Source organism: Nocardia sp. NPDC005978 (genome assembly GCF_040614455.1).
Taxonomy (GTDB): domain Bacteria; phylum Actinomycetota; class Actinomycetes; order Mycobacteriales; family Mycobacteriaceae; genus Nocardia.
In genome coordinates this window covers 11,051-34,580 of the sequence record NZ_JBEXUS010000057.1, presented here as the reverse complement: position 1 = coordinate 34,580, position 23,530 = coordinate 11,051, and the positions used below count along the sequence as shown (strand labels likewise).

Sequence of the window (23,530 nt, the reverse complement as noted above, 5' to 3'; positions counted from 1 at the left end):
TTGAATGGTGGCCCGGCCGGAGTGCGTTCGGGAGGCGAAGCGTCGGAAGCCCGGCGTCCGCCGACCCGGGCGTCTTGTGACGAAAGTCAGGCGAACTGTTGCCAGCCGAGGCGGATGACCATCGCGGTCACCACGACCAGCAGGACTATGCGGACGAAGCCCGCGCCGCGCGCCAGGGCCATGCGGGAGCCGACGACCGAACCGGCGACGTTGGCGACGGCCATCGACAGGCCCAGGGCCCACAGGACGTGGCCGGTGGTTGCCAGGAACAGCAGGGAGCCGAGGTTCGAGCCGCAGTTGATGACCTTGGCCATCGCGGCGGCGCGCACGAACTCGGTGCCGAGCAGGGTCGCGAACGTGATGATCAGGAACGTGCCGGTGCCGGGGCCCAGGATGCCGTCGTAGAAGCCGATCAGGCCGGCCGCCAGGGCGGTCACCAGGATCGCCTTGCGTCGGGTCGGCGGATGCGTGGCCAGGGTGACCCCGATGGACGGGCGCGCGGTCACCACGATGGCCACGCCGATCAGCACCACCATGACGATGGGAATGAACAGCTCCCGGTCGATCAGCGCCACCGCCGCCGAACCGGCCGCGGCCGCCACACCCGCCAGCGCGGCCGCCGGGAGCAGCTGCTTCCACCGCATGGGCACCTTGCGCGCGAAGGTGATCACCGCCGCGGTAGTGCCGGAGAACGCGGCGAGCTTGTTGGTCCCCAGCGCCGTCTGCGGCGCCAGCCCCGGCATCACCACGAACAGCGTGGGCAGCACGATCAACCCGCCCCCACCCACCACGGCGTCGACCCACCCCGCCGCCAGCGCCGCACTCAGCAAGACCGCCCAGTCCACACCCGTCACCCGCCGAGCCAAGCAGACCGCGCCAACCCCGGGCAAACCACACACGCCCGCCGCGCTCCCGGTCCTGCCGCCCACGAGCAGCCCACGCGCACGCGATGCATTCTTCGGCGGGCGTTCCGCGAGCGCATGGTGGAGCGAACGCCTGGCACCGTCCGGTCGAATTCGGTCGCGGGGGTCCGCGCGCACTTGACGTATTGATCGGTGGCCGATTCGGCGAGCGTGTGGCGGGCGAGCGCATCGTCCCGGTCGGACCCGGCGCGGGGTGTCCGGGTAACTCGCGGCGGTCGGGGATCGGTGGGCGGGGGCGGGGCCGGGCCTAGGGTGGTGGGCATGCGCCGGTTCAGTTTGTGGCTGCGGGACAGGCCGCTGATCTCGGACTCCATGCTCGCGCTGGGTCTGCTGATCATCGACATGCTCGCCATCGGGGAGAGCAGGCATCGGGTCGTCTACGTCGTGCTGGGCGTGCTGCTCGTGCTGCCGATGGTGTTCCGGCGCACCTATCCGCGCGCGAGCGCCGTTGCGCTGGTGACATTCTCGATCTGCCTGACGCTCGTGCACTGGGGTCTCGCACAGGGCAACTCGCTGCATCCGGCGCTGCTGGGCCTGGGCATCATGCTGTACACGCTCGTCGCGTACGTCGGACGGCGCGAGGGCCTGTGGTACCTGGGCGCGCTGCTCGTCGACGGCGGCCTGTCCTATCTGCTGCTGGACACCCCCGAAGGCTTCACCGACACCGCCTTCACCGCCCTGTACTACGCCCTGTGCTGGACCCTGGCCGAATTCGTCGGCGCCCGCCACGCCTACGACAACGAGGTCGCCGCACGCCTGGCCGTGGCCGACTACGACCGCGAACGCCGCTCCCACGACGCCGTCGCCGCCGAACGCACCCGCATCGCCCGGGAACTGCACGACGTGGTCGCGCACGCGGTCAGCGTCATGATCGTGCAGGCCGACGGCGCCCGCTACACCCTGCGCCAGGACCCCGACGCCGCCGAGAAAGCCGTCACCATCATCGCCGGGACCGGCCGCGACGCCCTGCGCGAACTACGCCGCACGGTCGAACTGCTGCGCAGCGAACACGCGCCCGAAGGACTCCCGCAGCACGGCACCGCGGGCATCGCCAAGGTCGTGCACATGATGCGCGAGACGGGCCTGGCCGTGGGGCTGGAGATGGCGGGCGAACTCGACACCGTCAGCCCCGAGGTCAGCCTGGGCATTCACCGCATCGTGCAGGAGTCGCTCACCAACACCCTGCGCCACGCCGGCCCGGACCCGCGCGCGGAAGTCGTCGTGGCCCGCCGCGACAGCGACGTGCTCGTGGAAATCAGCGATTCGGGTCGTGGCGAACCGGCCTCGAACCGCATCCCCGGCAGCGGATTGGGCCTGCTGGGCATGCGCGAACGCATCGCGGTGCTGGGCGGCACATTGGACACCGGCCGAAACGGCAACGGCGGCTGGACGGTTCGCGCCACCATCCCGCTGGATCGAGCGGCGCTCGGCGACCTCGAACCCGACCGATAGATTGAACGGGTGCCGATCACCGTTCTAGTAGTCGACGATCAGGAGCTCATGCGCGCGGGATTGCGCATGGTGCTCGGCGCCCACCCCGACCTCGAGGTGGTGGGGGAGGCCGACAACGGCGCCACCGCCATCGCCCGCGCCGCCGAGTTGCGCCCCGACGTGGTCCTGATGGATGTGCGCATGCCCGTCACCGACGGCGTCACCGCCACCGCGCGCATCATCGAATCCGGTTGCGGCAGCCGCGTATTGGTCATGACCACCTTCGACCTGGACGAACACGCCCTCGGCGCGCTGCGGGCGGGGGCCAGCGGGTTCCTGCTCAAGGACACCCCGCCCGAGGACCTCATCTCCGCCATTCGCAGCGTCGCCGCCGGTGACGCCGTGGTCTCCCCGAAGGTCACCAAACGCCTGCTCGACCGCCTCATCGCCGACGATCCCGCCGCCGGGCGCGACCCGGGCGTGCTCGAGGTGCTGACCGCGCGTGAACGCGAGGTGCTCGAGCACATCGCGGTCGGGCGCTCCAACGCCGAGATCGCCGGGGTGCTGTTCCTGTCCGAGGCGACGGTGAAGACCCACGTCGGGCGGGTGCTGACCAAACTCGGGCTGCGCGACCGCGTGCAGGCCGTGGTGCTCGCCTACGAGACCGGCCTGGTCCGGCCGGGCAGCTCCTGATCGACCGCGGGCGCAGCCGAGCCGTTGTCCTCCGCGCCCGGCGCCGCGGAGCCGTCGCCCGATGCATCGGATCCGCGCAGCGCCGCGACCTCGGCCCGCAGCGCCCGGACCTCGGTGACCAGCGCACCGATCTCCTGATCGGCGCGGCCGCTCGATTCCTCCACCGCCTTGAGCTGATCCAGGACCCAGCTGGTCGCGGTGCCGATCGCGAAGCTGATCAGGCCGATGCCCAGCGTCATCAGGATCAGCGCGATGAACCGGCCCTCGGTGGTCACCGGATACACGTCGCCGTAACCGACCGTGGTCACCGACACCATCGACCACCACAGGGCGTCACCGAAATTCAGGATCTTGCTCTCGGGCGCGCCGTATTCGGCGTCGAAGAACGCCAGCGAACACAGGAACATGATGAGCAGCGAACTCGTGCCCACGAAGATCGCCAGCCGGGCGCGGGTGACCCGGCTGCGATTGAGACTGTCCAGCATGAGCAGGGCCGCGCGCATCAGCCGCAGCGGGCGGAACGGCGGCAGCAGCACGATCAGCACCTCGATCGGGCGGCGGCGCACGAACCGCCACCGGTCGGTCGAGAGCCACACCCGGATACCGAAATCGGCCGCGAACACCGCCCAGATGGCGATGTCGGTGACCGTGAGCCAGGTGTCCAGGCGCGGGGAAGCGCCGGTGTCCAGGACCTGCCAGGCGTACACGCCCACGAACAGCACGGCCAGGGTCAGCATCGGGACATTGGTGGCGCGCTCCCACGCCTGCCTGCGCGTGCGCGGGCGAGGTGCGTCCGGGGACGCCGAATCGAGCTGGACCATGGATCTACCTGTGTCGATGCGGGTGCGCTGCCTGATGCATCGCGAGCTGGAAAGGCGACGCTACAGTTCGCGCCGGATGTGAGAACCACCGCATCGGGAGAAAAATCGCGCCATCGGTCGTTGACGGAGTAGATCGCTCGAAAGGAGCGCCCCCCATGCCCGCACTGCTGTTCCTGGCCTACTTCGCAGCCGAGATCGCCACCCTGGTGCTCTTCGGTCACCTCATCGGCGTCTTCCCCACGATCCTGCTGCTCGTGCTGGGTTCGGCGGCCGGTCTGATCCTGGTCCGCTCGCAGGGCCGGCGCGTGTTCGAGGGCTTCCGGCGCGCGTCGCGCGGTGAGCTGGACCCAGGCACCGCGGTCGCCGACGGCGCACTGGTCACCGTCGGCGCGGTCCTGATGTTCGTGCCGGGCCTGCTCACCTCGCTGCTGGGCCTGCTGGCCCTGACCCCGGTGACCCGGTTCCTGCTGCGCCCGCTGGTCGCGGCGTTCGCGGCCCGCAGGCTCTCGCGGGTGGCGACCGCGGTCGGCCCGTACGGGTACCGCAACGTGGTGATCGATCCCGACGGCGAGGTCATCGACGCGACCGTCGTCGGGGAGTACTACGACGACGGCCAGGGCCCGGCCCGGCGCATGATCATCGACGGCTCGACCGACTTCACCAAGCCCACACACTGATCGCGGGCACGACCCCCGCTTCCACGAGGGCCGAGCGCACACCGCGCTCGGCCCTCGCGCTGTAGATAGGGCGGGCCCACCCGGAGGATGCGTACCTGCGCCGCGTTCGTTCGCGGGGAGAGCTGTCAGGCGCACCAGCTGTGACGAGCGGTCGGGATTCGCTCAATGGTGCGCGTGGATCGACTCGATCCCCGGTGCGCGCACGACAGGATGTAGCGACGGCCGGTCGCGGGTGGACCCGTGCAGACAGGCCGCTCGTTCCGCTGTGCGGTAGTGCGGTTGCGGGCGGGCGAGCCGCGTGCGGCAGACTGGAAACCCGTGAGTACCCAGTTGCTTGTCGGCGGCCGAATCTACAGTTCGAGTAACCCGGATGCCACGGCCATGGCGGTCACCGATGGCACCGTGGTGTGGGTCGGCGCGGACCGCGCCGGGCGCGCGCTGCACCCGGACGCGGAGATCGTCGAGATGGACGGCGCGTTCGTCGCGCCCGCCTTCGTGGACCCGCACGTGCATGTCACCGCCCTGGGGCTCAAACTCACCGGACTCGATCTGGCACAGGCGAGTTCGCTCGATCACTGCCTGGACCTGTTGCGCGCGTACGCCGCCGCGCATCCGGACGGGCCGATCCTGGGCGACGGCTGGGACGAGACCGCCTGGCCCGGCGGCCGCGCACCCACCCCGGCCGAGATCGACGCCGCCGCACCCGGTCGCCTGGTGTATCTGGCTCGGGTGGACGCGCATTCGGCCGTGGTCTCCACCCCGCTGCTGGACACGGTCCCCGGAATCACCGCGGCCACCGGCTTCACCCGCGGCGAGCCGCTGCGCGCCGACGCCCACCATCGCGTCCGCCGCGCCGCCCTGGGCGCGCTCGATCCGGCCCGGCGCGAGCTCGCTCGCCGCGCCGCGCTCGACGCCGCCGCCGCGCAGGGCATCGCCGCCGTGCACGAATGCGCGGGACCCGACATCTCCGGCGAGACCGATGTGCGTGAGCTGCTGGACTTCTCGCACGGGGTCGAGGTCCGCGCCTACTGGGGCCAGGCCGTGCGCACCGCCGACGAGGCCCGCACCCTGAGCAAGGAACTCGGCGTGCACGCCCTGGGCGGCGACCTGTTCGTGGACGGTTCGATCGGCTCGCACACCGCGCTGCTGCGCGCCCCCTACGCCGGTCTGGACACTCGCGGCACCGCCTACCTGGACCCGGAAACCATTGCCGCCCATGTCCTGGCCTGCACCGAAGCCGGCATCCAAGCCGGATTCCACGTGATCGGCGACGCCGCCATGGACGCGGTCGTCGAAGGCTTCGACCAGGTCGTGGCGCAGGTGGGCGGTCCGGCGTTCGCCACCCGCGGGCATCGGGTGGAACACGCGGAGATGATCGACCCCGGGCAGATCGAGAAGCTCGCCGCCTGGGGCGTGATCGCCAGCGTGCAACCGGCTTTCGACGCCGCCTGGGGCGGACCCGACGGCATGTACGCGGCCCGCCTCGGCGCCGAGCGCGCCGCCACCTTGAACCCCTTCGCCGCCATGGCCGCCGCGGGCATCTCCCTGGCCATCGGCTCCGATTCCCCGGTCACCGCCCTGAACCCGTGGGCCGCGATCCGGGCCGCCGCCCACCACCGCACCCCGGGCCACCAGATCTCCCCGCGCGCGGCCTTTGCCGCAGCCACCCGCGGCGCCTGGCGCGCGGGCGGGGTCCGCGACGGCCTGGCGGGCACCCTGGTCCCCGGCGCCCCCGCCTCCTACGCGGTCTGGGACGCCGCGGACCTGGTGGTCGCCGCCGCCTCGGACAAGGTCCAGCGCTGGTCGACCGACCCGCGCTCCCGAGTCCCGGGCCTGCCGCCGCTGGACCCGGACGCCGAACTGCCCCGCTGCCTGCGCACCGTGCACCGCGGGGTCACGATCCATGGCAACTGACTCCACCCCCGAGACCACCCCGCCCCCAACCTCTTCGGACCCCACGCCCTCGAACCGATCCACCTCCGGTGCGAGCTCCGGGTCCGCGTCCGCGGGTTCGAGCGGCCCGGCGGAGTCACGACCCGTGGCAGCGGACCTCGCCGCCGAGAAGATCCCGCCGCGGGCCACGTCCGAGGACACCGAACGTGTTTCGGCCGCCGCGCCACACCCGGGGGCGGATCCATCCGGCCCCGATGAGACGCCGGGCAGCGGCGTGGCAGGGGAGAACGGTGCGAACGCCGATGACCGTGGCGCGGCCGGTGCCGCGACGAACGGCGTGCTTGCGACGCCGGCCTCGGCCGGTGCGGCGCCGGCGGCGGGGCGGAGCGGGATGATCGCCCGCACGGCCGGGGTGGTTGCCGCGCATCCGGTGCTCACGCGAATGCTGTGCTCCGTGCTGGCGGGTTTGTTGTTGTTCGCGAGTTTTCCGCCGCGGACTTTGTGGTTTCTCGCACCGGTCGGTATTGCGATTCTCACACTCACCGTGCGCGGAAACGGGCGGCTGCGTGGGGGATTCGGATACGGAATGCTGGCGGGTCTGGCGTTCTTTCTGCCTTTGCTGCCGTGGACCGGAATTTACGTCGGGCCGCTGCCGTGGATCGGATTATCGACCGCGTTGTCGGTGTACGTCGGGCTGTTCGGGCTGCTGGTGCGCCTGGTGGGGCGGCTGCCGGGGTGGCCGCTGTGGGCGGCGCTCATGTGGTCGTTCACCGAATGGGGGCGCTCGAGCTTCCCGTTCGGCGGGTTTCCTTGGGGCAGGCTCGCTTTCGGTCAGGCCGACGGGTGGTACCTGCCCTACGCCATGATCGGCGGCGCGCCGGTCGTGAGCTTCGCGGTGGCGCTGACCGGCACCGGGCTGGCCGCGTGCGCCGTGTGGTTGCTGGAGGCGCGTAACACATCCGGTGATCCGGTAGGTCCGAATCCTCCCAGATCGGGGCGTTCGCGTCCCATATCGTGGAACCGGATTGTTGCTGCGGCAATGCTTGTGGCTATAGTTCCGATCACCGGAGTGATCCTCCGGACCGCGCTGCCCGGCCCGGAGGACGGCAACCGGCCGATCACGGTCGCCGCGATCCAGGGCAGCGTGCCGCGGCTGGGCCTGGACTTCAACGCTCAGCGCCGCGCCGTTCTCGACAATCACGTCAAGCGTACCGAAGAACTCGCCGGGGCGGTTGCCGCCGGGCAGGCCCCGCAACCGGATGTGGTTGTGTGGCCGGAGAATTCCTCGGACATCGATCCGCTGCGCAATGCCGATGCCGCCGCGCTCATCCGGCAGGCCGCACGAGACATCAAGGCGCCCATCCTGGTTGGCGCGGTGCTCGTGAACGATGATCGCACGACCACGAATTCGGTCATGGTGTGGACCGAGGCGGGTCCCGCGGAGCGGCACGACAAGAAGATCATCCAGCCCTTCGGTGAGTACCTCCCGATGCGCTCGTTCTTCCGGCTCTTCTCCGAATATGCCGATCGCGCCGGATATTTCGTGCCCGGCCACGGCGACGGCGTGGTGCACGTGGATCCGGCGGGCGGCGGTGACCCGGTCGCCATCGGGGTGGCGACCTGTTACGAGGTCGCCTTCGATCGCGCCTTCCAGGACGCCATGCGCGCGGGTGCGCAACTGCTGACCGTGCCCTCCAACAACGCCACCTTCGGCGACAGCGAGATGACCTATCAGCAACTGGCCATGTCGCGGGTGCGTGCGGTGGAGCACGGTCGCGCCGTGGTGGTTTCGGTGACGACGGGGGTCAGCGCGATCATCACCGCGGACGGTGTCATCCAGCAGCGCACCGAGCAGTTCGTGCCGGCCGCGCTGGTGGCCTCGGTACCGCTGCGCACGGATACGACACTCGCGACGCGGATAGGGCCCGCGCCGGAACGGATCCTGTGTATTCTGGCCGCGGTTGCCGCCCTGGCGGCGGCATGGCGACGGCGCGCGCACACCCACGCGGGTCCGTCCGATCCGGACGCCGGTACCCACCCGGCGCGCTAGTCGCGGGCACGTATGACGAGGGCCGTCCCGCTCGGCGGAGTCCAATTCGCCGAAATTTAGCCAAGCCCAGTTACTTCGGTTGATATGTCCGAATTCAATCCGGTTCCCTATGCGAGTTACGTGAAAATCGCGAGGTTTGCTTTGAAGTAGCTGATCACAATATCGCTCCGCCGACGCCGTTCGTTGCCGGGCAACTCGAGATCACCACCGATCCAGTCGGCGTGATGCTCCGAATCATAGGGCGTGGATCACGTCCTAAGGCTCGCGCGTGCGCGAAAGCCGAACGGTTCGGGGCACGGGGGTTCGGGGAGTTGCGTCAACAGCGGCAGAAGGAGTGATTGATGAGTTCATTGGCCACCGATCGTGTCGACCAATGTTCTTCGGGTGAATTCTCGGCTCAACCATTCGCGCTCTCTCCCGCGCAATCGGCCCTCTGGTACGCGCAACGCATTCGGCCCGACATTCCGCTCACCATCGCCCAGTACGTGGAGATCCACGGCGATCTGGATGTCGGCCGTCTGCTGTACGCCGTCGAGCGGTTCGGCGCGGAGACCGAGGTCGGGCATGTGCGGATGTGGGAGATCGACGGGGTGCCGTATCAGGCGGTCGATCCCACCTGGCGGCCCGGCTGGGCGCGGATCGACATGCGCGAGGAACCCGATCCGCGCGCCGCGGCCCTGGCCTGGATGAACGATCACGCCAGCTCGCCCATCGACATCGAACACGATCCGCTCACCATCAATGTGGTGCTGCGGACCGGTGATTCGGACTACATCTGGTACTCGCGCGGCCATCACATCGTCATCGACGGCTACGGCGCCATGAACGCGCTCACTCGCACCGCGGAGATCTACACCTCGCTCGAGGACCACACCGAGCCGGTCGTCTCCCGCGCCACCCCGCTGTCCACCATCTACGGCGACGAGAACCGCTACCGCGAGACCAGCCGCTTCCGCAGCGACGGCGACTACTGGCGCGAACAGCTCGACGGCGTGAACGAACCCATCACGCTGGCCGCCACCAGTGTCGTCGGAGCCGGATCCGACGCGGGCCGCCGCTGCGCCACCGCGGTACTCGGCCAGCACGTGGCCGACGCCGTGCAGGCCGCCGCGAGCGCCTTCGGCTCCAACACCTCCGCGCTCTTCGTCGCCGCCCTGGCCTGCTACGTCCGCGCCGTCACCGGCAACCAGGACGTGGTGCTCTCGCTGCCGGTCTCCGCGCGCACCACCGTGGCGCTGCGCCGCTCCGCGGGCGTGGTCTCGAACGTGGTGCCGGTGCGCGTGCGCTTCGACGCCGCGGCCACCGTGGCCGACGCCGTGCGCGCGGTCGAACTCCAGATCACCGGCGCCCTGCGCCACCAGCGCTACCGCAGCGACGACATCCGCCGTGACTGCGGCTACTCCCGGGACGCCCGCGGCTTCTTCGGGCCCATGGTCAATCTCATGCTGTTCCACAGCGAGTTGAAGTTCGGCAGTCTGGTCGGCTCGCTCAACGTGCTCTCCACCGGCCCGGTCGAAGACCTGTCCATCAACCTCTACAACGGCGTCGGCAATCGCATCCACATCGACTTCGAGGCCAACCCGCGCCTGTACGGCGACGCCGAACTCACCATGCACCACGGCCGCTTCCTGGACTTCATGGAGCGCTTCCTGCACGCCGCACCCGAGCAGGTCGTCGGCGATCTGCCCGCGCTCACCGAACTCGAGCGCGAACGCGTTCTGCACGAATGGAATTCGACCCAGGTCGCCCGCCAGGAAGGCACCCTGGCCGGGCTCTTCGCCGAGCGCGCCGCACTGTCCCCGAACCGGATGGCGCTGGACTTCGAGGGCGATACCCTGACCTACGCCGCCTTCGACGACCGCGCCAATCGCCTGGCGCGCGAACTCATCTCACGCGGCGCCGGCCCCGACACCGTGGTCGCGCTGGCCATCCGCCGCAGCCACGAACTGCTCATCGGCATGTACGCCATCGTCAAGGCGGGCGCGGCCTACCTGCCGCTGGACCCCGACCATCCCGCCGACCGCGTCGCCCAGGTGCTCGACCAGGCGCGCCCGCTGTGCGTGCTCACCGCCAGCCGCGACGCCCTCGAACTGCCCGCGGGCGCACCCCGATTCGACATCGACAGCGCCGACCTGGACGACCGGTCCGGCCGCCCGGTCACCGACGCCGAACGCACCACCCCGCTGCGCCCGGACCACCTGGCGTACGTGCTGTTCACCTCCGGCTCCACCGGCAAGCCCAAGGGCGTGGGCGTGAGCCATGCCGCCATCGTGAACCGCCTGCGCTGGATGCAGCACGCCTATCCCCTCGACGCCACCGACGTCGTGCTGCAGAAGACCCCCGCCACCTTCGACGTCTCGGTGTGGGAATTCTTCTGGCCCTTGCAGATCGGCGCCCGCCTGGTCATCGCCGCCCCCGACGGGCACCGCGACCCCGGCTACCTGGCCCGGGTCATCGCCGACAAGCGGGTCACCACCGCGCACTTCGTGCCGTCCATGCTCTCGGTCTTCCTCACCGACACCGACGTGGCCGGCTGCACGGGCCTGGCCCGGGTCTTCTGCTCCGGCGAAGCCCTGCCCGCCGCCACCGTCGCCGAGTTCCACACCGCCCTGGGCGCCGGCCCCGACGCACCGCAACTGCACAACCTGTACGGCCCCACCGAAGCCGCCGTCGACGTCACCGCCTGGCACTGCACCCCCGGCGCCACCGACGTGCCCATCGGTTCCCCGGTGTGGAACACCCGCACCTACGTCCTGGACACCCGGCTGCAGCCCGTCGCCCCCGGCGTCGTGGGTGAGCTCTATCTCGCGGGCGTGCAGTTGGCGCGCGGTTACCTGGGCCGCCCGGGCCTGTCCGCGGATCGATTCGTCGCCAACCCCTTCACCCCCGGCACCCGCATGTACCGCACCGGCGACCTCGTGCGCTGGCGGGCCGGGCGCACCGGCGTGCTGGAATACCTGGGCCGCAGCGACTTCCAGGTCAAGATCCGCGGTCTGCGCATCGAACTGGGGGAGATCGAGACCGCGCTGCTGAGCGATCCGCGCGTGGCCCGCGCGGTGTGCGTGGCCCGGCGCGGCCGCGGTGGCGACGAACTCGCCGCCTACGCCGTCGCCGCCCCCGGCGCCGGCCCGCTCGATCCCGCCGAACTCAGTGCCGGTCTGCGCAAGCTGCTGCCCGGCTACATGGTGCCCGCCGCGCTCATGGTGCTCGACGAACTACCACTGAGCGCCAACGGCAAGGTCGACCGCAAGGCTCTGCCCGACCCGGAGATCGCGCTGCGCCGCCCCGCGCGCGTGGCCACCGAACCGGGCACCGAGGCCGAGCGCCGGCTCGTGGCCATCTTCGCCGAAGTCCTGGGCACCGAGGACATCGGCGTCGAGGACAACTTCTTCGATCTGGGCGGCAACTCGCTCAGCGCCGCGCGCGCCATCGCCCGCGTCAACGCCGCGCTCGGCGCGGCCCTGACCATCCGCGATCTGTTCGAATACTCCACCATCAGCGCCCTGGCCGCGCGGCTCGACGCCCCGCAGCCCGAGAGCGCCACGCTCAAACTCGTGGCCGGCGCACGGCCCGAACACATTCCGCTGTCCCTGGCACAGCAGCGACTGTGGATCCTCAACCGCTTCGCCGAGCACGCCGCCGCCTACAACATGCCGCTCGCGGTGGAACTGACCGGGCCCCTGGACATCTCGGCCCTGCGCGCCGGTCTGCTCGACGTGCTCGAACGGCACGAGAGCCTGCGCACCACCTTCCCCGACACCCCCGACGGGCCCGGCCAGGTCGTGCACCCGGCGGCGGAGATCCCGCTCACCCTCGAACCCGTCGACGCCACCGACGACGACGTGCAGCGCCTCGCCGGGGAATTCGCCGGTTACGGCTTCGATCTGCGCAGCCAGGCCCCGGTCCGGGTGGCGCTGTACAACATCGGGCCGGACAAGCACGTCTTCCTCATGGTGCTGCACCACATCAGCGGCGACGGCTGGTCCATCGCCCCGCTGACCCGCGACATCATGAGCGCGGTTGCCGCCCGCACCGCCGGCGCGGCCCCGGACTGGACGCCGCTGCCGGTGCAGTACGCCGATTTCGCGCTGTGGCAGCGCGAACTGCTCGGCGACGAGGCCGATCCCGCCAGCGCGCTGTCCAAGCAGCTGGCCTACTGGCGGGCCGCCCTGGCCGATCTGCCGGATCAGCTGGATCTGCCGCTGGACCGCCCGCGCCCGCGCCGGCGCTCCACCGACGGCGGCAGCGTCGAATTCACCATTTCCGCCGCCACCCGCAAGGCCCTGGCCGCGGTCGCCGCCGAACGCGGGGTCAGCACCTTCATGGTCCTGCACGCGGCGCTGGCCACGGTGCTCTCGCGCCTGTGCAACACCACCGACATCGCCATCGGCACACCCATCGCGGGCCGCAGCGATCCGGCGCTGGACGAACTCGTCGGCATGTTCGTCAACACCCTCGTGCTCCGCACCCGGGTCGACCCGGCCGCCGGATTCGACCGCATGCTCGCCGAGGTCCGCGACACCGACCTCAACGCCTTCGCCAACGCCGACGTGCCCTTCGAACGGCTCGTGGACGTGGTCAACCCCGAACGCTCCGCGGCCCGGCACCCGCTGTTCCAGGTCATGCTCTCCTACGACAGCACCCCCGAACTGAGCTTCGAGCTGCCCGGGCTCAGCGCCACCGTGCTGCCCATGCAGGTCGACGTCGCCAAGTTCGACCTGCAGCTCACCGTGCACGAGCCGCTGGGCGTGAGCGCCGAGGACGCCGGACTCACCGCCGAATTCGGTTACGCCGCCGACGTTTTCGACCACGCCACGGTCGAGGCGATCGCCCGGCGCTTCGGTTCGGTCCTGGACGCGGCCGTCGCCGACCCGAGCGTGCCCGTGGGCGATCTGCCGCTGCTGGACGCCCGCGAAACCGCCAAGCTCGTGCCCATCATGGGCGCGCCCGGCGAACCCGGCACCACCCTGGCCCGGCTGCTCACCGACACCGCCGAACGCGTGCCCGACAGCGTCGCGGTCCGATTCCAGCACCGCGACACCACCTACCGCGATCTCGACGAACGCTCCAACCGCCTGGCCCGGGTGCTCATCGAGCACGGCGCCGGACCCGAGGTCGTGGTGGCCATCGCGCTGCCCCGCAGCCTGGACAGCATCCTCGCGGTGTGGTCGGTCGCCAAGACCGGCGCCGCGTACGTGCCGATCGACCCGGACTACCCGGCCGACCGCATCGCGCACATGCTCTCGGACTCCGGCGCCATGCTCGGCCTCACCGACGCGCACCACCATGCCGACATGCCCACCTGGCCCGCCAACCGCGGCCGGCACCGCAAGACCTACGTCGACTGGCTGCTGCTGGGCTCGGACGAACTCAGCGCCGAATGCGCCCGGTTCCCCGTCACCCCCGTCACCGACGCCGACCGGCACCACCCGCTGCGCACCGCCGGCCCGGCCTACCTGATCTACACCTCCGGCACCACCGGCAAACCCAAGGCCGTGGTCGTCACCAACGCCGGTCTGGCCTCGCTCGCGCACGAGCAGATGCACCTGTTCAAGGTCACCGACACCGCCCGCACCCTGCACTTCTCCTCCCCGAGCTTCGACGCCTCGGTCCTGGAACTGCTGCTGGGCTTCGCGGCGGGCGCCACCATCGTGGTCGCCCCCGCGGGCATCTACGGCGGTGTCGAACTGGCGAATCTGCTGCGCGCCGAACGCATCACGCACGCCTTCGTCACCCCGGCCGCCCTGGGCACCGTCCCCGCGGACGCGCTGCCCGAACTCGAGGCGGTCGTCGTCGGCGGCGAAGCCTGCCCCGAAGACCTGGTCCGCGTCTGGACCGACCCGCGGTCGCGGCCGCCCGAGGCGCCGCAGCGGCGCATGCACAACATGTACGGCCCCTCCGAGGCCACGGTCGCCGCCACCGCCACCGGACCCATGGTGGCCGGGCAGCCCGTGCCCATCGGCCTGCCGGTGCGCGGTATGCGCCTGTTCGTGCTCGACGGCCGCCTGCACCCGGTCCCGCCGGGCGTGGCGGGCGAGCTGTACCTGTCCGGTCCCGGTCTCGCCCGCGGCTACCTGGGCAGGCACGGCCTCACCGCGCAGTCCTTCCCGGCCAACCCGCACGGCCGGCGCGGCGAACGCATGTACCGCACCGGCGATCTCGTGGTCTCCGACACCGCCGGGCAGCTGCGCTTCCTGGGCCGCGCCGACGACCAGATCAAGATCCGCGGCTTCCGCATCGAGCTGCGCGAGATCGACCACGTGCTGCGCGCCCACCCGGGCATCACCTTCGCGCTCACCGTCGTGCACAACGACGAGCGCGGCGTCCCGCGCCTGGTCTCCTACCTCACCGCCGACACCGCACTCGATTCCGCGGCCGTGCTGGCCACCGCGCGCGGGCGCCTGCCCGGCTACATGGTGCCCTCGGCGCTGACCATCCTGGACACCGTCCCGGTGACCCAGTCCGGCAAGCTCGACCGAAAAGCCCTGCCCGCACCGGATTTCGGCGCCATCGCGCCATCGCGCGCCCCCGGCACCGAGATGGAGCAGCAGGTCGCGCAGGTCTTCGGCGCCGTCCTGGGCGCGCCGATCCACGGTGCCGAGGACAACTTCTTCGACATCGGCGGCAACTCCCTGCTCGCCACCCGGCTCACCGCCGCCCTGCACCACGAGTTCGGGGTGGAACTGCCGGTCCGCGCGATCTTCGAGGCCCCCACCGTGGCCGGGGTCGCGGTCCGGCTGCAGGAGGCGCCCCGGACGCGGAAAGCGGCGCTGGCGGTGCACACCCCGCGCCCGGAGCGCATACCACTGTCCCTGCCGCAGCAGCGACTGTGGTTCCTCAATAGATATTCCCCCGAATCCAGCGCGTACAACATCGCGTTCGTGCTGCGAATCGACGGCGATCCGAACGTCGAGGCACTGCGCGCCGCTCTCACCGACCTGGTGGATCGGCACGAAGTGCTGCGCACGGTCTTCCCCGAGGACGAACAGGGCGCCTTCCAGCGCCTGCTCGAGACCGCGCACTGCCTGCCCGCACTGGACCCCATCGAAACCGACGAGACCGGCGCCCAGCACGCCCTGCGCGCGCTGGCCCGCCGCGGCTTCGACCTGACCCGCGAGATCCCGCTGCGAATGACGTTGCTGCGCACCGGCAATCGCCGGCACCTGCTCGGCATCACGCTGCACCACATCGCCGCCGACGGCTGGTCGCTGGGCCCGCTCACCCGGGACCTGGCCATCGCCTACACCGCCCGGCACGGCGGGGCCGCCCCGGCCTGGCCGCCGCTGCCGGTGCAGTACGCGGACTTCAGCCTCTGGCAGCGCGCCTGCCTGGGCCAGGAGTCCGATCCCGAGAGCGCCGCCGCGACCCAGCTCGCGTACTGGCGCACCGCGCTCGCGGATCTGCCCGAGGAAATGCCGCTGCCCTACGACCGGCCCCGCCCGGCCGCGCCCACCCAGCGCGCCGGCGCGGTGCGCTTCGAGGTCGCCGAGGAACTGCAGCGCCGCATCGCCGAAGTGGCTCGCGCACACGGGGTCAGCGTGTTCATGGTGCTGCGCACCAGCCTGGCGGTGCTGCTGCGCACCGTCACCGGCGGGCGCGACGTCGTGATCGGCACCCCGGTCGCCGGGCGCGGGGACACCCGCCTGGACGAGCTCGTCGGCATGTTCGTCAACACCCTGATCCTGCGCTCGGACGTGGACCCCGATCGCGGGTTCGCCGAACTGCTGCAGGCCGACCGCGACACCGAACTCGCCGCCATGGCCAACGCCGAGGTGCCGTTCGAACGGGTCGTGGAGGAACTGGGCACCGGCGGCGTCCGGCCCGTCCTGCAGGTGGCACTCACCGTGCAGGACACCCCGGTCCCCACCCTGCACCTGCCCGGACTGGCGCTGGAAGCCGACGAACTCGATATCGCGCTCGCGAAGTTCGATCTCGAACTGCGGGTGCTGCCCGGGACCGCGCCCGAACAGCGCGTGTTCGAATTCCTGTACGCCGCCGAACTTTTCGACCAGGCCACGGTGCAGACCCTCGCCGAGCGCCTGAACCGGATCTTCGCCGCCGTCGCGGCAGACCCGCGCGTGCGGATCCGCGACATCGACGCCCGCACCGACGCCGAACGCGAACTGTTCACCCCCGCCTGGGGCCCGGCGCCCGAACCGCAGTGCAGCCTGGCGGCCTACTTCGCCGCCACCGCGCACCTGAACCCCGATCGCGACTTCGTGCAGTTCGGCGACACCGCGCTGAGCTACCTCGAATCCGACGTGTACTCGAACCGCCTGGCGCGCGCCCTCATCCGGCGCGGGCTCGGCCCGGGGGACCGGGTCGCGCTCGGGCTCACCCGCTCGGTGGAATCGGTGCTGTCGGTGCTGGCCGTCGCCAAGTCCGGCGCGGCCTTCGTCCCGGTCGACCCCAACTACCCGGCCGACCGGGTGCGGCACATGCTCACCGACTCCGGCTGCGCGGTCGGCATCAGCATGGGCGAGCACGCCGACCGGCTCTACGCCGCGGCCGGCGAGCACGCCATGGAATGGCTGCTGCTCGACGATCCCGAACTCCTGGACGAGCTCGAGGTCCTGGACGACGGCCCGATCACCGACGCCGACCGGGTCGACACCCTGTGGACCGCCGACCTGGCCTACGTCATCTACACCTCGGGCTCCACCGGAAAACCCAAGGGCGTGGCCGTCACCCACGGCGGCCTGTCCAACTTCGGCGACGAGATCCGCGACCGCATGCGGGTGGAGCGCGAATCGCGCACCATGCACTTCTCCTCGCCGAGCTTCGACGCCGCCATCTTCGACCTGCTGCTGACCATCGGCGCCGGCGCGACCATGGTCATCGTCCCGACCGACATCTACGGCGGCGACGAACTCGCCGCGCTCATGGAACGCGAGGAGATCAGCCACACCTTCCTGACCCCCGCGGCCCTGGCCACCATCGACCGCGACGCGTGGGAACTGCCCGGCCTGCGGTCCATCGCGGTCGGCGGCGAGGCGTGCGGCCCGGAACTGGTTTCCCGCTGGGCGCCCGGCCGGTTGATGTTCAACGGCTACGGGCCCACCGAGGCCACCGTGGTCATCAGCATCGCCGGGCCGATGCAGCCCGGGGAGCCGGTCACCATCGGCACCCTGGTGCGCGGCGCCCGGGCACTGGTGCTGGACGAGCGCCTGCGGCCGGTTCCGGTCGGTGTCCCCGGCGAGCTGTACGTCGGTGGCCAGGGCGTCGCCCGCGGCTACCTGGACCGGCTCGGGCTCACCGCGGCGCGGTTCGTCGCGGACCCGCACGGTCCCGCGGGCGGGCGCATGTATCGCACCGGCGACGTCGTGCGCTGGACCGCCGCGGGCGAACTGTTCTACCTCGGCCGCAGCGACCACCAGGTCAAGGTCCGCGGCTTCCGCATCGAACTCGGCGAGATCGACGCCGTGCTCACCGCGCATCCCGCGATCCACTTCGCGCACACCGAGGTTCGCGAGATGGCGGGCACGGCGCGCATCGTCTCGTTCGTGCTGCCCGCCCAGCCGGGCGGCGCGGTCGACCCGGACGCGCTGCGTGCGCACTGCGCCGATCGCCTGCCCGCGCACATGGTGCCGGGCTCGCTCACCGTGCTCGAGCGCATTCCGCTGACCCCGGTCGGCAAACTCGATCGCGACGCGCTGCCCGAACCGCAGGCCGTGGTCGCCGTCGTGTCCCGCGCACCCGAGACCGAGACCGAACTCCTGGTCGCGGGCATCATGGGCGACCTGGTCGGGGCCGAACAGCTCGGCGCCGACGACAGCTTCTTCGAGATCGGCGGAAACTCGCTGCTGGCAACCCAATTGGTGGCCCGGCTGGCCGCGGCCACCGGCGTCCGGCTCGAGGTGCGCGCGCTGTTCGCCGCACCCACCGTCGCCGGACTCGCCCAGGCGCTGGACAGCGGACCCGCCACCACCGAACTGCGGCCCGAACCGCACCGGCGGGTACGGCCCGAACGGATTCCGCTGTCCGCCGCCCAGCGCAGGCTCTGGTTCCTGGAGAAGTTCAACGCCACAGGGGAAGCACTGGGCGCGTACAACATTCCGGTCGCCCTGCGCCTGAGCGGTGAGCTGAACGTGCAGGCCCTGCACGCGGCGCTGCACGCGGTCCAGCGCAGGCACGAAACCCTGCGCACGGTCTTCCCCGAACTCGACGGCGAACCCCGCCAGCACGTGCTGGACGCGGCGGAGGCGGCGATCTCGCTGCCGCTGCGCACCATCCCCGCGCCCGAGGTGACCGCCGAGGTGCGCCGGGTGGCCGCCGCCGGATTCGACCTGGGCGCCACCGTTCCGGTGCGCGCGGCCCTGCTGCGCCTGACCGGCGTCGACAGCGCCACCGCCGAACACGTCCTGGTCCTGGTCGTGCACCACATCGCCATGGACGGCTGGTCCCTGCAACCGCTCGCCGCCGACGTGGCCGCGGCCTACCGGTCCTACGCCGGCGGCCGCGAACCCGACTGGCCCGAATTGCCCATCCAGTACGCCGATTACACGCTCTGGCAACAGGACGTGCTCGGCGCGGAGACCGAGGCGGACTCGGTCATCAGCCGCCAGCTCGACTACTGGCGCGGCGCCCTGGCCGGCATCCCGGAACTGCTCTCGGTCCCGGCCGACCGCCCGCGCCCGCCGGTGCCCAGCTACCGCGGCGGCACCGTCACCTGCACCCTCGACGCGTTCACGCATCGCGAATTGCAGGCCCTGGCCGCCGAACACGGCGTGACCATGTTCATGGTGCTGCACGCCGCCCTGGTGGCCCTGCTGCACCGGGTCACCGCCGATGACGACATCACCGTCGGCACGCCCATCGCCGGGCGCGGGCACCCGGCCCTGGACCGCATGATCGGCATGTTCGTCGGCACCCTGGTGCTGCGCACCCGCCTGGACTCCGGCGCCGCGTTCGGCGACCTGCTGCGCGCGGTCCGCGACACCGACCTGGAAGCCTTCGCCCACGCCGACGTCCCGTTCGAGCGGCTGGTCGAGGTCCTGAATCCGGTGCGCTCGCAGGCACACCACCCGATGTTCCAGGTCATGCTCTCGGTGCAGAACCAGCCCGTCCGGGTCCTGGAACTGCCCGGGCTGCGCATCGAGGCCGACGACGCCGATCCCGGCATCGCCAAATTCGATCTGCAGTTCACCCTCACCGAATCCTGGACCCCGGGCCGCGAACCCGACGGCATCACCGTCTCGGTCGACTACGCCGCCGACCTGTTCGAGCACGCCACCGCCCAGCGCCTGGCCGATCGCTTCGTCCGCCTGCTGGGCGCGGCCGCGGCCGCCCCCGGCACCGCGGTCGGCGACCTCGAACTCCTGGACGCCGCCGAATGGACCGCGCTCGCCCCGGTCCGCGGTGTCGAAGCCGGTGTGCCCGTGACCTTCCCGGAGGTCTTCACGGCCGCCGCCGACCGCAACCGCCAGGCCGTGGCGGTGCGGGCGGGCGGCACACAGATCTCCTACGACGCCCTGGACCGCTGGACCAACCGGCTCGCCCGGGTGCTCATCGGCTACGGCGTCGGCCCGGAAACCCTGGTCGCCATGGGCATTCCGCGCTCGGCCGAGTCGGTGGCGGTCACGCTGGCCATCGCCAAGGCCGGCGCGGCGTTCGTGCCGGTCGATCCCACCTACCCGGCCCAGCGCATCAGCCACATGCTCACCGATTCCGGTGCGGCCATCGGCATCACGCTCGCCAAGCATCGCGAGCGCATGCCCGACGGCGCGAACTGGACCGTGCTGGACGCACCGTCCTTCCGCCGCCGGGTGCTGGCCGCCGCGGACACCACGATCCGCGACGACGAGCGCCTGCGCCCGCTGCGCATGGAGAACCCGGCCTACGTCATCTACACCTCGGGCTCCACCGGCGTCCCCAAGGGCGTGGTCGTCACCCACGGCGGCCTGTCCAACTTCGCCGCCGAGACCGCCCAGCGCTTCGAGGTCGGCCCCGGCTGCCGCGTACTGCACTTCGCCACACCGAGTTTCGACGCCGCCATGCTCGATCTGCTGTTCGCGCTCGGCGGCGCCGCGACCTTGGTCATCGCCCCGCCCGGGGTCGTCGGCGGCGACGAGCTGGGCGCGGTGTTCGCCGAGGAGGGCATCACCCACGCCTTCATCACCACCTCGGCGCTGGGCACCGTCGACCCGACCGGTATCACCGCGCTGCGGCACGTGCTGGTCGGCGGCGAGGCGCTGCCCCCGGACCTGGTCACCCGCTGGGCCCCGGGCCGCAACCTCTACAACGTGTACGGGCCCACCGAGACCACCATCGTCACCCTGATGTCCCAGCCCATGACACCGGGCGGGCCCATCACCATCGGCGGGCCCATCCGCGGCGTGCAGGCCACCGTCCTGGACGGGCGCCTGCACCCGGTGCCCGGCGGCGTGACCGGTGAACTCCAGCTGGCGGGCACGGCGCTGGCGCGCGGCTACCTGAACCGGCCCGGACTCACCGCGCAGCGCTTCGTCGCCAACCCCTTCGGCAAGCCCGGCGAACGCATGTACCGCACCGGCGATCTGGTCCGCTGGGCCGAGAAGGCCGGGCGGGCGGCGAATCTGGAATACGTGGGCCGCACCGACCACCAGGTCAAGATCCGCGGCTTCCGCATCGAACTCGGCGAGATCGACGCGGCCATGGCCACCCACCCCGCGGTCGAGTTCACCACCACCATCGGGCATCGCACCGCCGCCGGCGCCACCGCGCTGGTGTCGTACGTGAAGCCGCGCGCGGGCAGTGCGCCCGCGGTGGCCGAACTGCTCGCCCACGTGGCCGAGCGGGTGCCCAACTACATGGTCCCGCAGTCGATCATGCTGCTGGACCGGGTCCCGCTGTCCCCGGTGGGCAAGCTCGACCGCGCGGCGCTGCCCGAGCCGGTGTTCACCGCCGGCGAGGGGTACCGGGCGCCGGGCACCCCGACCGAGGCGGCGCTGTGCGCGGCCTTCGCCGAGGTGCTCGGGATCGAACGCGTCGGCGCGGACGACGGCTTCTTCGAACTCGGCGGAAACTCGCTGCTCGCGACCAAGGTGGTCGCGCAGCTGCGGGCCGCCGGCATCGACCTGCCGGTGCAGGCCATGTTCGGGGACTCCACCCCTGCGGCCATCGCGCGCCGGCTCGCCGACGCCGACGGCGACACCGGGGCGGCGCTGGCCGCGGCCCTGCAGCCGGTGCTGCCGTTGCGCCCGCTCACCGATTCGGCCCTGCCGCCGCTGTTCTGCCTGCACCCGGCGATCGGCCTCGCCTGGTGCTTCGCCGGGCTGCTCGCGCACATCCCGGGGGAGCGGGCGGTCTACGGCCTGCAGGCCCCGCACGTGTCCCGCGATCCCGAACACGCGAACCTGCAGCACTCCAGCATCGAAGAAGCCGCGAAATACTATGTGGCACAGATCAAATCGGTGCAGCCCTACGGGCCGTACCACGTGCTGGGCTGGTCGCTGGGCGGACTGCTCGCCCACGAGGTCGGCGTGCAGTTGCAGGAGCTGGGCGACCGGGTCGCGCTGCTGGGCATGATGGACAGCTACCAGCTCTCGGACCGGTGGCTCGAGGACGCGGTGCCCAGCGTCGCGGACATCATCGGCGAATTCGGCAGCGACCTGCTCGGCGACACCGACATCGATCCGCGCCTGACCCTGCCCGAAGCGGCCGAGCTGCTGCGCAATCGGCCGGGCCCGTTCGCGGCGCTCACCGTCGATCACCTGGAACGGCTCTACACCGGATACGCCAACGGCGCGGTACTGGCCCACGGCTTCCGGCCCGGCGTCTTCGACGGCGACGTGCTCTTCTTCACCGCCGCCGACGACGAGATCAACCGTGCGGACCCCGCCCGCAGCGCCGCGAGCTGGGAACCGTACGCCACCGGCACCGTGCACGATCATCTCGTGCGCTGCCGGCACGCGGGCATGACCACGCCCGAATCACTCGCCGCCATCGGACCGGTGCTGCGAGAACACCTGGCGGCGAGTCACTCTCGCACCGAGCGGGAGGAAGCCCGATGAGCCTGGCAGTCGAAGTCAGCGGACTGGTCAAGTACTACGGCAAGGTGCGGGTGCTGGACGGGATCGACCTCGAGATCCCGTCCGGCACCGTGATGGGCCTGCTCGGCCCCAACGGGGCGGGCAAGACCACCACGGTCCGCATCGTCACGACGCTGCTGCGCCCCAGCAAGGGCTCGGTCCGCGTCACCGGGATCGACGTCCTCGACGATCCGGCCCGCGCCCGCACCCGGCTCGGCCTGTCCGGGCAGTACGCGGCCGTGGACGCCAACCTCACCGGTTTCGAGAACCTGCGCATGGTCGCCCGGCTGTACGGCATGAGCCAGAAACAGGCCGGGGTCCGCGCCACCGAACTGCTCACCGCGCTCGGCCTCGACCACGCGGCCGGACGGCTGGCGGGCACCTACTCCGGCGGCATGGCCCGCCGGCTCGATCTGGCCGGCGCGCTGGTGCGCCGGCCCCCGGTGGTGGTCCTGGACGAGCCCACCACCGGGCTCGACCCGCGTGGACGGCTCGACATGTGGCGCGTCATCGGCGACCTCGTCGACGACGGCACCACCGTGCTGCTCACCACCCAGTACCTGGAAGAAGCCGACCTGCTCGCCGACCGCATCACCGTCATCGACCGCGGGCGCGTGATCGCCCGCGGTTCGGCGGACGAGCTCAAGACCTCGATCGGCGGCGACCGGCTCACGGTCACCCTGGCGCCCGGCCAGGACCCCAAACCGGCCATGCAGGTGCTCTCGGGGGTCGGGATCGGCGAACCCGGGTACGACGCCGACGCGGTCACCATCGTGGTCGGCGACGGCACCCGCACCATGGTCGAGGCGCTGCGCCGGCTCGACGACGCCGGCATCTGCGTCGTCGACGCCGCCGTGCACCGTCCCAGCCTGGACGACGTATTCCTTTCTCTCACCGGCAAATCCGCCGAACGCAAAGCACCCGTCCGCTCCGTCGACACCGTGCAAGAGGAGATCCTGTCGTGACCGCCCTGAACGACGCCCCCGCGCCCCCCGCGGACGCGCCCGCGCGGGACCGCGCCCCCGGTACCGCA

At 71.4% G+C, this 23,530-nt stretch carries 9 protein-coding genes; 7 read left to right on the top strand and 2 right to left on the bottom strand.

Features of this window, described 5'->3' with window-relative positions; genetic code table 11:
• Positions 1-86: 86 nt before the first annotated feature.
• A complete protein-coding gene (locus tag ABZ319_RS24225; RefSeq protein ID WP_354988751.1) occupies positions 87-854 on the bottom strand; it encodes a TSUP family transporter in 768 nt (255 codons plus the stop codon).
• A 330-nt stretch (positions 855-1,184) separates the two neighbouring features.
• On the opposite strand from ABZ319_RS24225, the gene ABZ319_RS24220 reads away from it, so the two are divergent.
• Positions 1,185-2,375 carry a histidine kinase gene (locus ABZ319_RS24220; protein WP_354988750.1) on the top strand — a complete coding sequence of 397 codons (1,191 nt, stop codon included), beginning with the start codon at positions 1,185-1,187 and terminating at the stop codon, positions 2,373-2,375.
• Between the two features lie 9 nt (positions 2,376-2,384).
• Positions 2,385-3,047, top strand: coding sequence for a response regulator transcription factor (locus tag ABZ319_RS24215; protein WP_354988749.1), 663 nt, complete (start codon positions 2,385-2,387; stop codon positions 3,045-3,047).
• On the opposite strand, the gene ABZ319_RS24210 is transcribed toward ABZ319_RS24215, so the two are convergent.
• The gene (locus ABZ319_RS24210) at positions 3,011-3,868 is read right to left on the bottom strand and encodes an ion channel (RefSeq protein WP_354988748.1); all 858 of its coding nucleotides are present in this window, start codon (positions 3,866-3,868) and stop codon (positions 3,011-3,013) included. The two genes, ABZ319_RS24215 and ABZ319_RS24210, sit on opposite strands and share 37 nt — an antisense overlap.
• A gap of 155 nt (positions 3,869-4,023) precedes the next feature.
• On the opposite strand from ABZ319_RS24210, the gene ABZ319_RS24205 reads away from it, so the two are divergent.
• The 5 genes from ABZ319_RS24205 to ABZ319_RS24185 all read left to right on the top strand — a co-directional run bounded on the left by ABZ319_RS24205 (position 4,024) and on the right by ABZ319_RS24185 (position 23,462).
• Complete coding sequence (locus tag ABZ319_RS24205; RefSeq protein WP_354988747.1) at positions 4,024-4,545, top strand: FxsA family protein; 522 nt, start codon at positions 4,024-4,026, stop codon at positions 4,543-4,545.
• Positions 4,546-4,863: 318 nt separating this feature from the next.
• Positions 4,864-6,459 carry an amidohydrolase family protein gene (locus ABZ319_RS24200; protein WP_354988746.1) on the top strand — a complete coding sequence of 532 codons (1,596 nt, stop codon included), beginning with the start codon at positions 4,864-4,866 and terminating at the stop codon, positions 6,457-6,459.
• Between the two features lie 370 nt (positions 6,460-6,829).
• Complete coding sequence (gene lnt / locus ABZ319_RS24195; protein WP_354988766.1) at positions 6,830-8,488, top strand: apolipoprotein N-acyltransferase; 1,659 nt, start codon at positions 6,830-6,832, stop codon at positions 8,486-8,488.
• A 341-nt stretch (positions 8,489-8,829) separates the two neighbouring features.
• Entirely contained in the window at positions 8,830-22,479 is a 13,650-nt protein-coding gene (locus tag ABZ319_RS24190) for an amino acid adenylation domain-containing protein (RefSeq protein ID WP_354988745.1), read from the top strand.
• Entirely contained in the window at positions 22,476-23,462 is a 987-nt protein-coding gene (locus tag ABZ319_RS24185) for an ATP-binding cassette domain-containing protein (protein ID WP_354988744.1), read from the top strand. Before ABZ319_RS24190 ends, ABZ319_RS24185 begins: the two co-directional genes overlap by 4 nt.
• The last annotated feature ends 68 nt before the right edge of the window (positions 23,463-23,530 follow it).

What these genes read in the sequence shown, in the direction of transcription:
- lnt (WP_354988766.1), top strand. Translation starts at nt 6,830, where the DNA reads ATGATCGCCCGCACGGCCGGGGTGGTTGCCGCGCATCCGGTGCTCACG.
- ABZ319_RS24205 (WP_354988747.1), top strand. Translation starts at nt 4,024, where the DNA reads ATGCCCGCACTGCTGTTCCTGGCCTACTTCGCAGCCGAGATCGCCACC.
- ABZ319_RS24210 (WP_354988748.1), bottom strand. Translation starts at nt 3,868, where the DNA reads ATGGTCCAGCTCGATTCGGCGTCCCCGGACGCACCTCGCCCGCGCACG.
- ABZ319_RS24220 (WP_354988750.1), top strand. Translation starts at nt 1,185, where the DNA reads ATGCGCCGGTTCAGTTTGTGGCTGCGGGACAGGCCGCTGATCTCGGAC.
- ABZ319_RS24185 (WP_354988744.1), top strand. Translation starts at nt 22,476, where the DNA reads ATGAGCCTGGCAGTCGAAGTCAGCGGACTGGTCAAGTACTACGGCAAG.
- ABZ319_RS24190 (WP_354988745.1), top strand. Translation starts at nt 8,830, where the DNA reads ATGAGTTCATTGGCCACCGATCGTGTCGACCAATGTTCTTCGGGTGAA.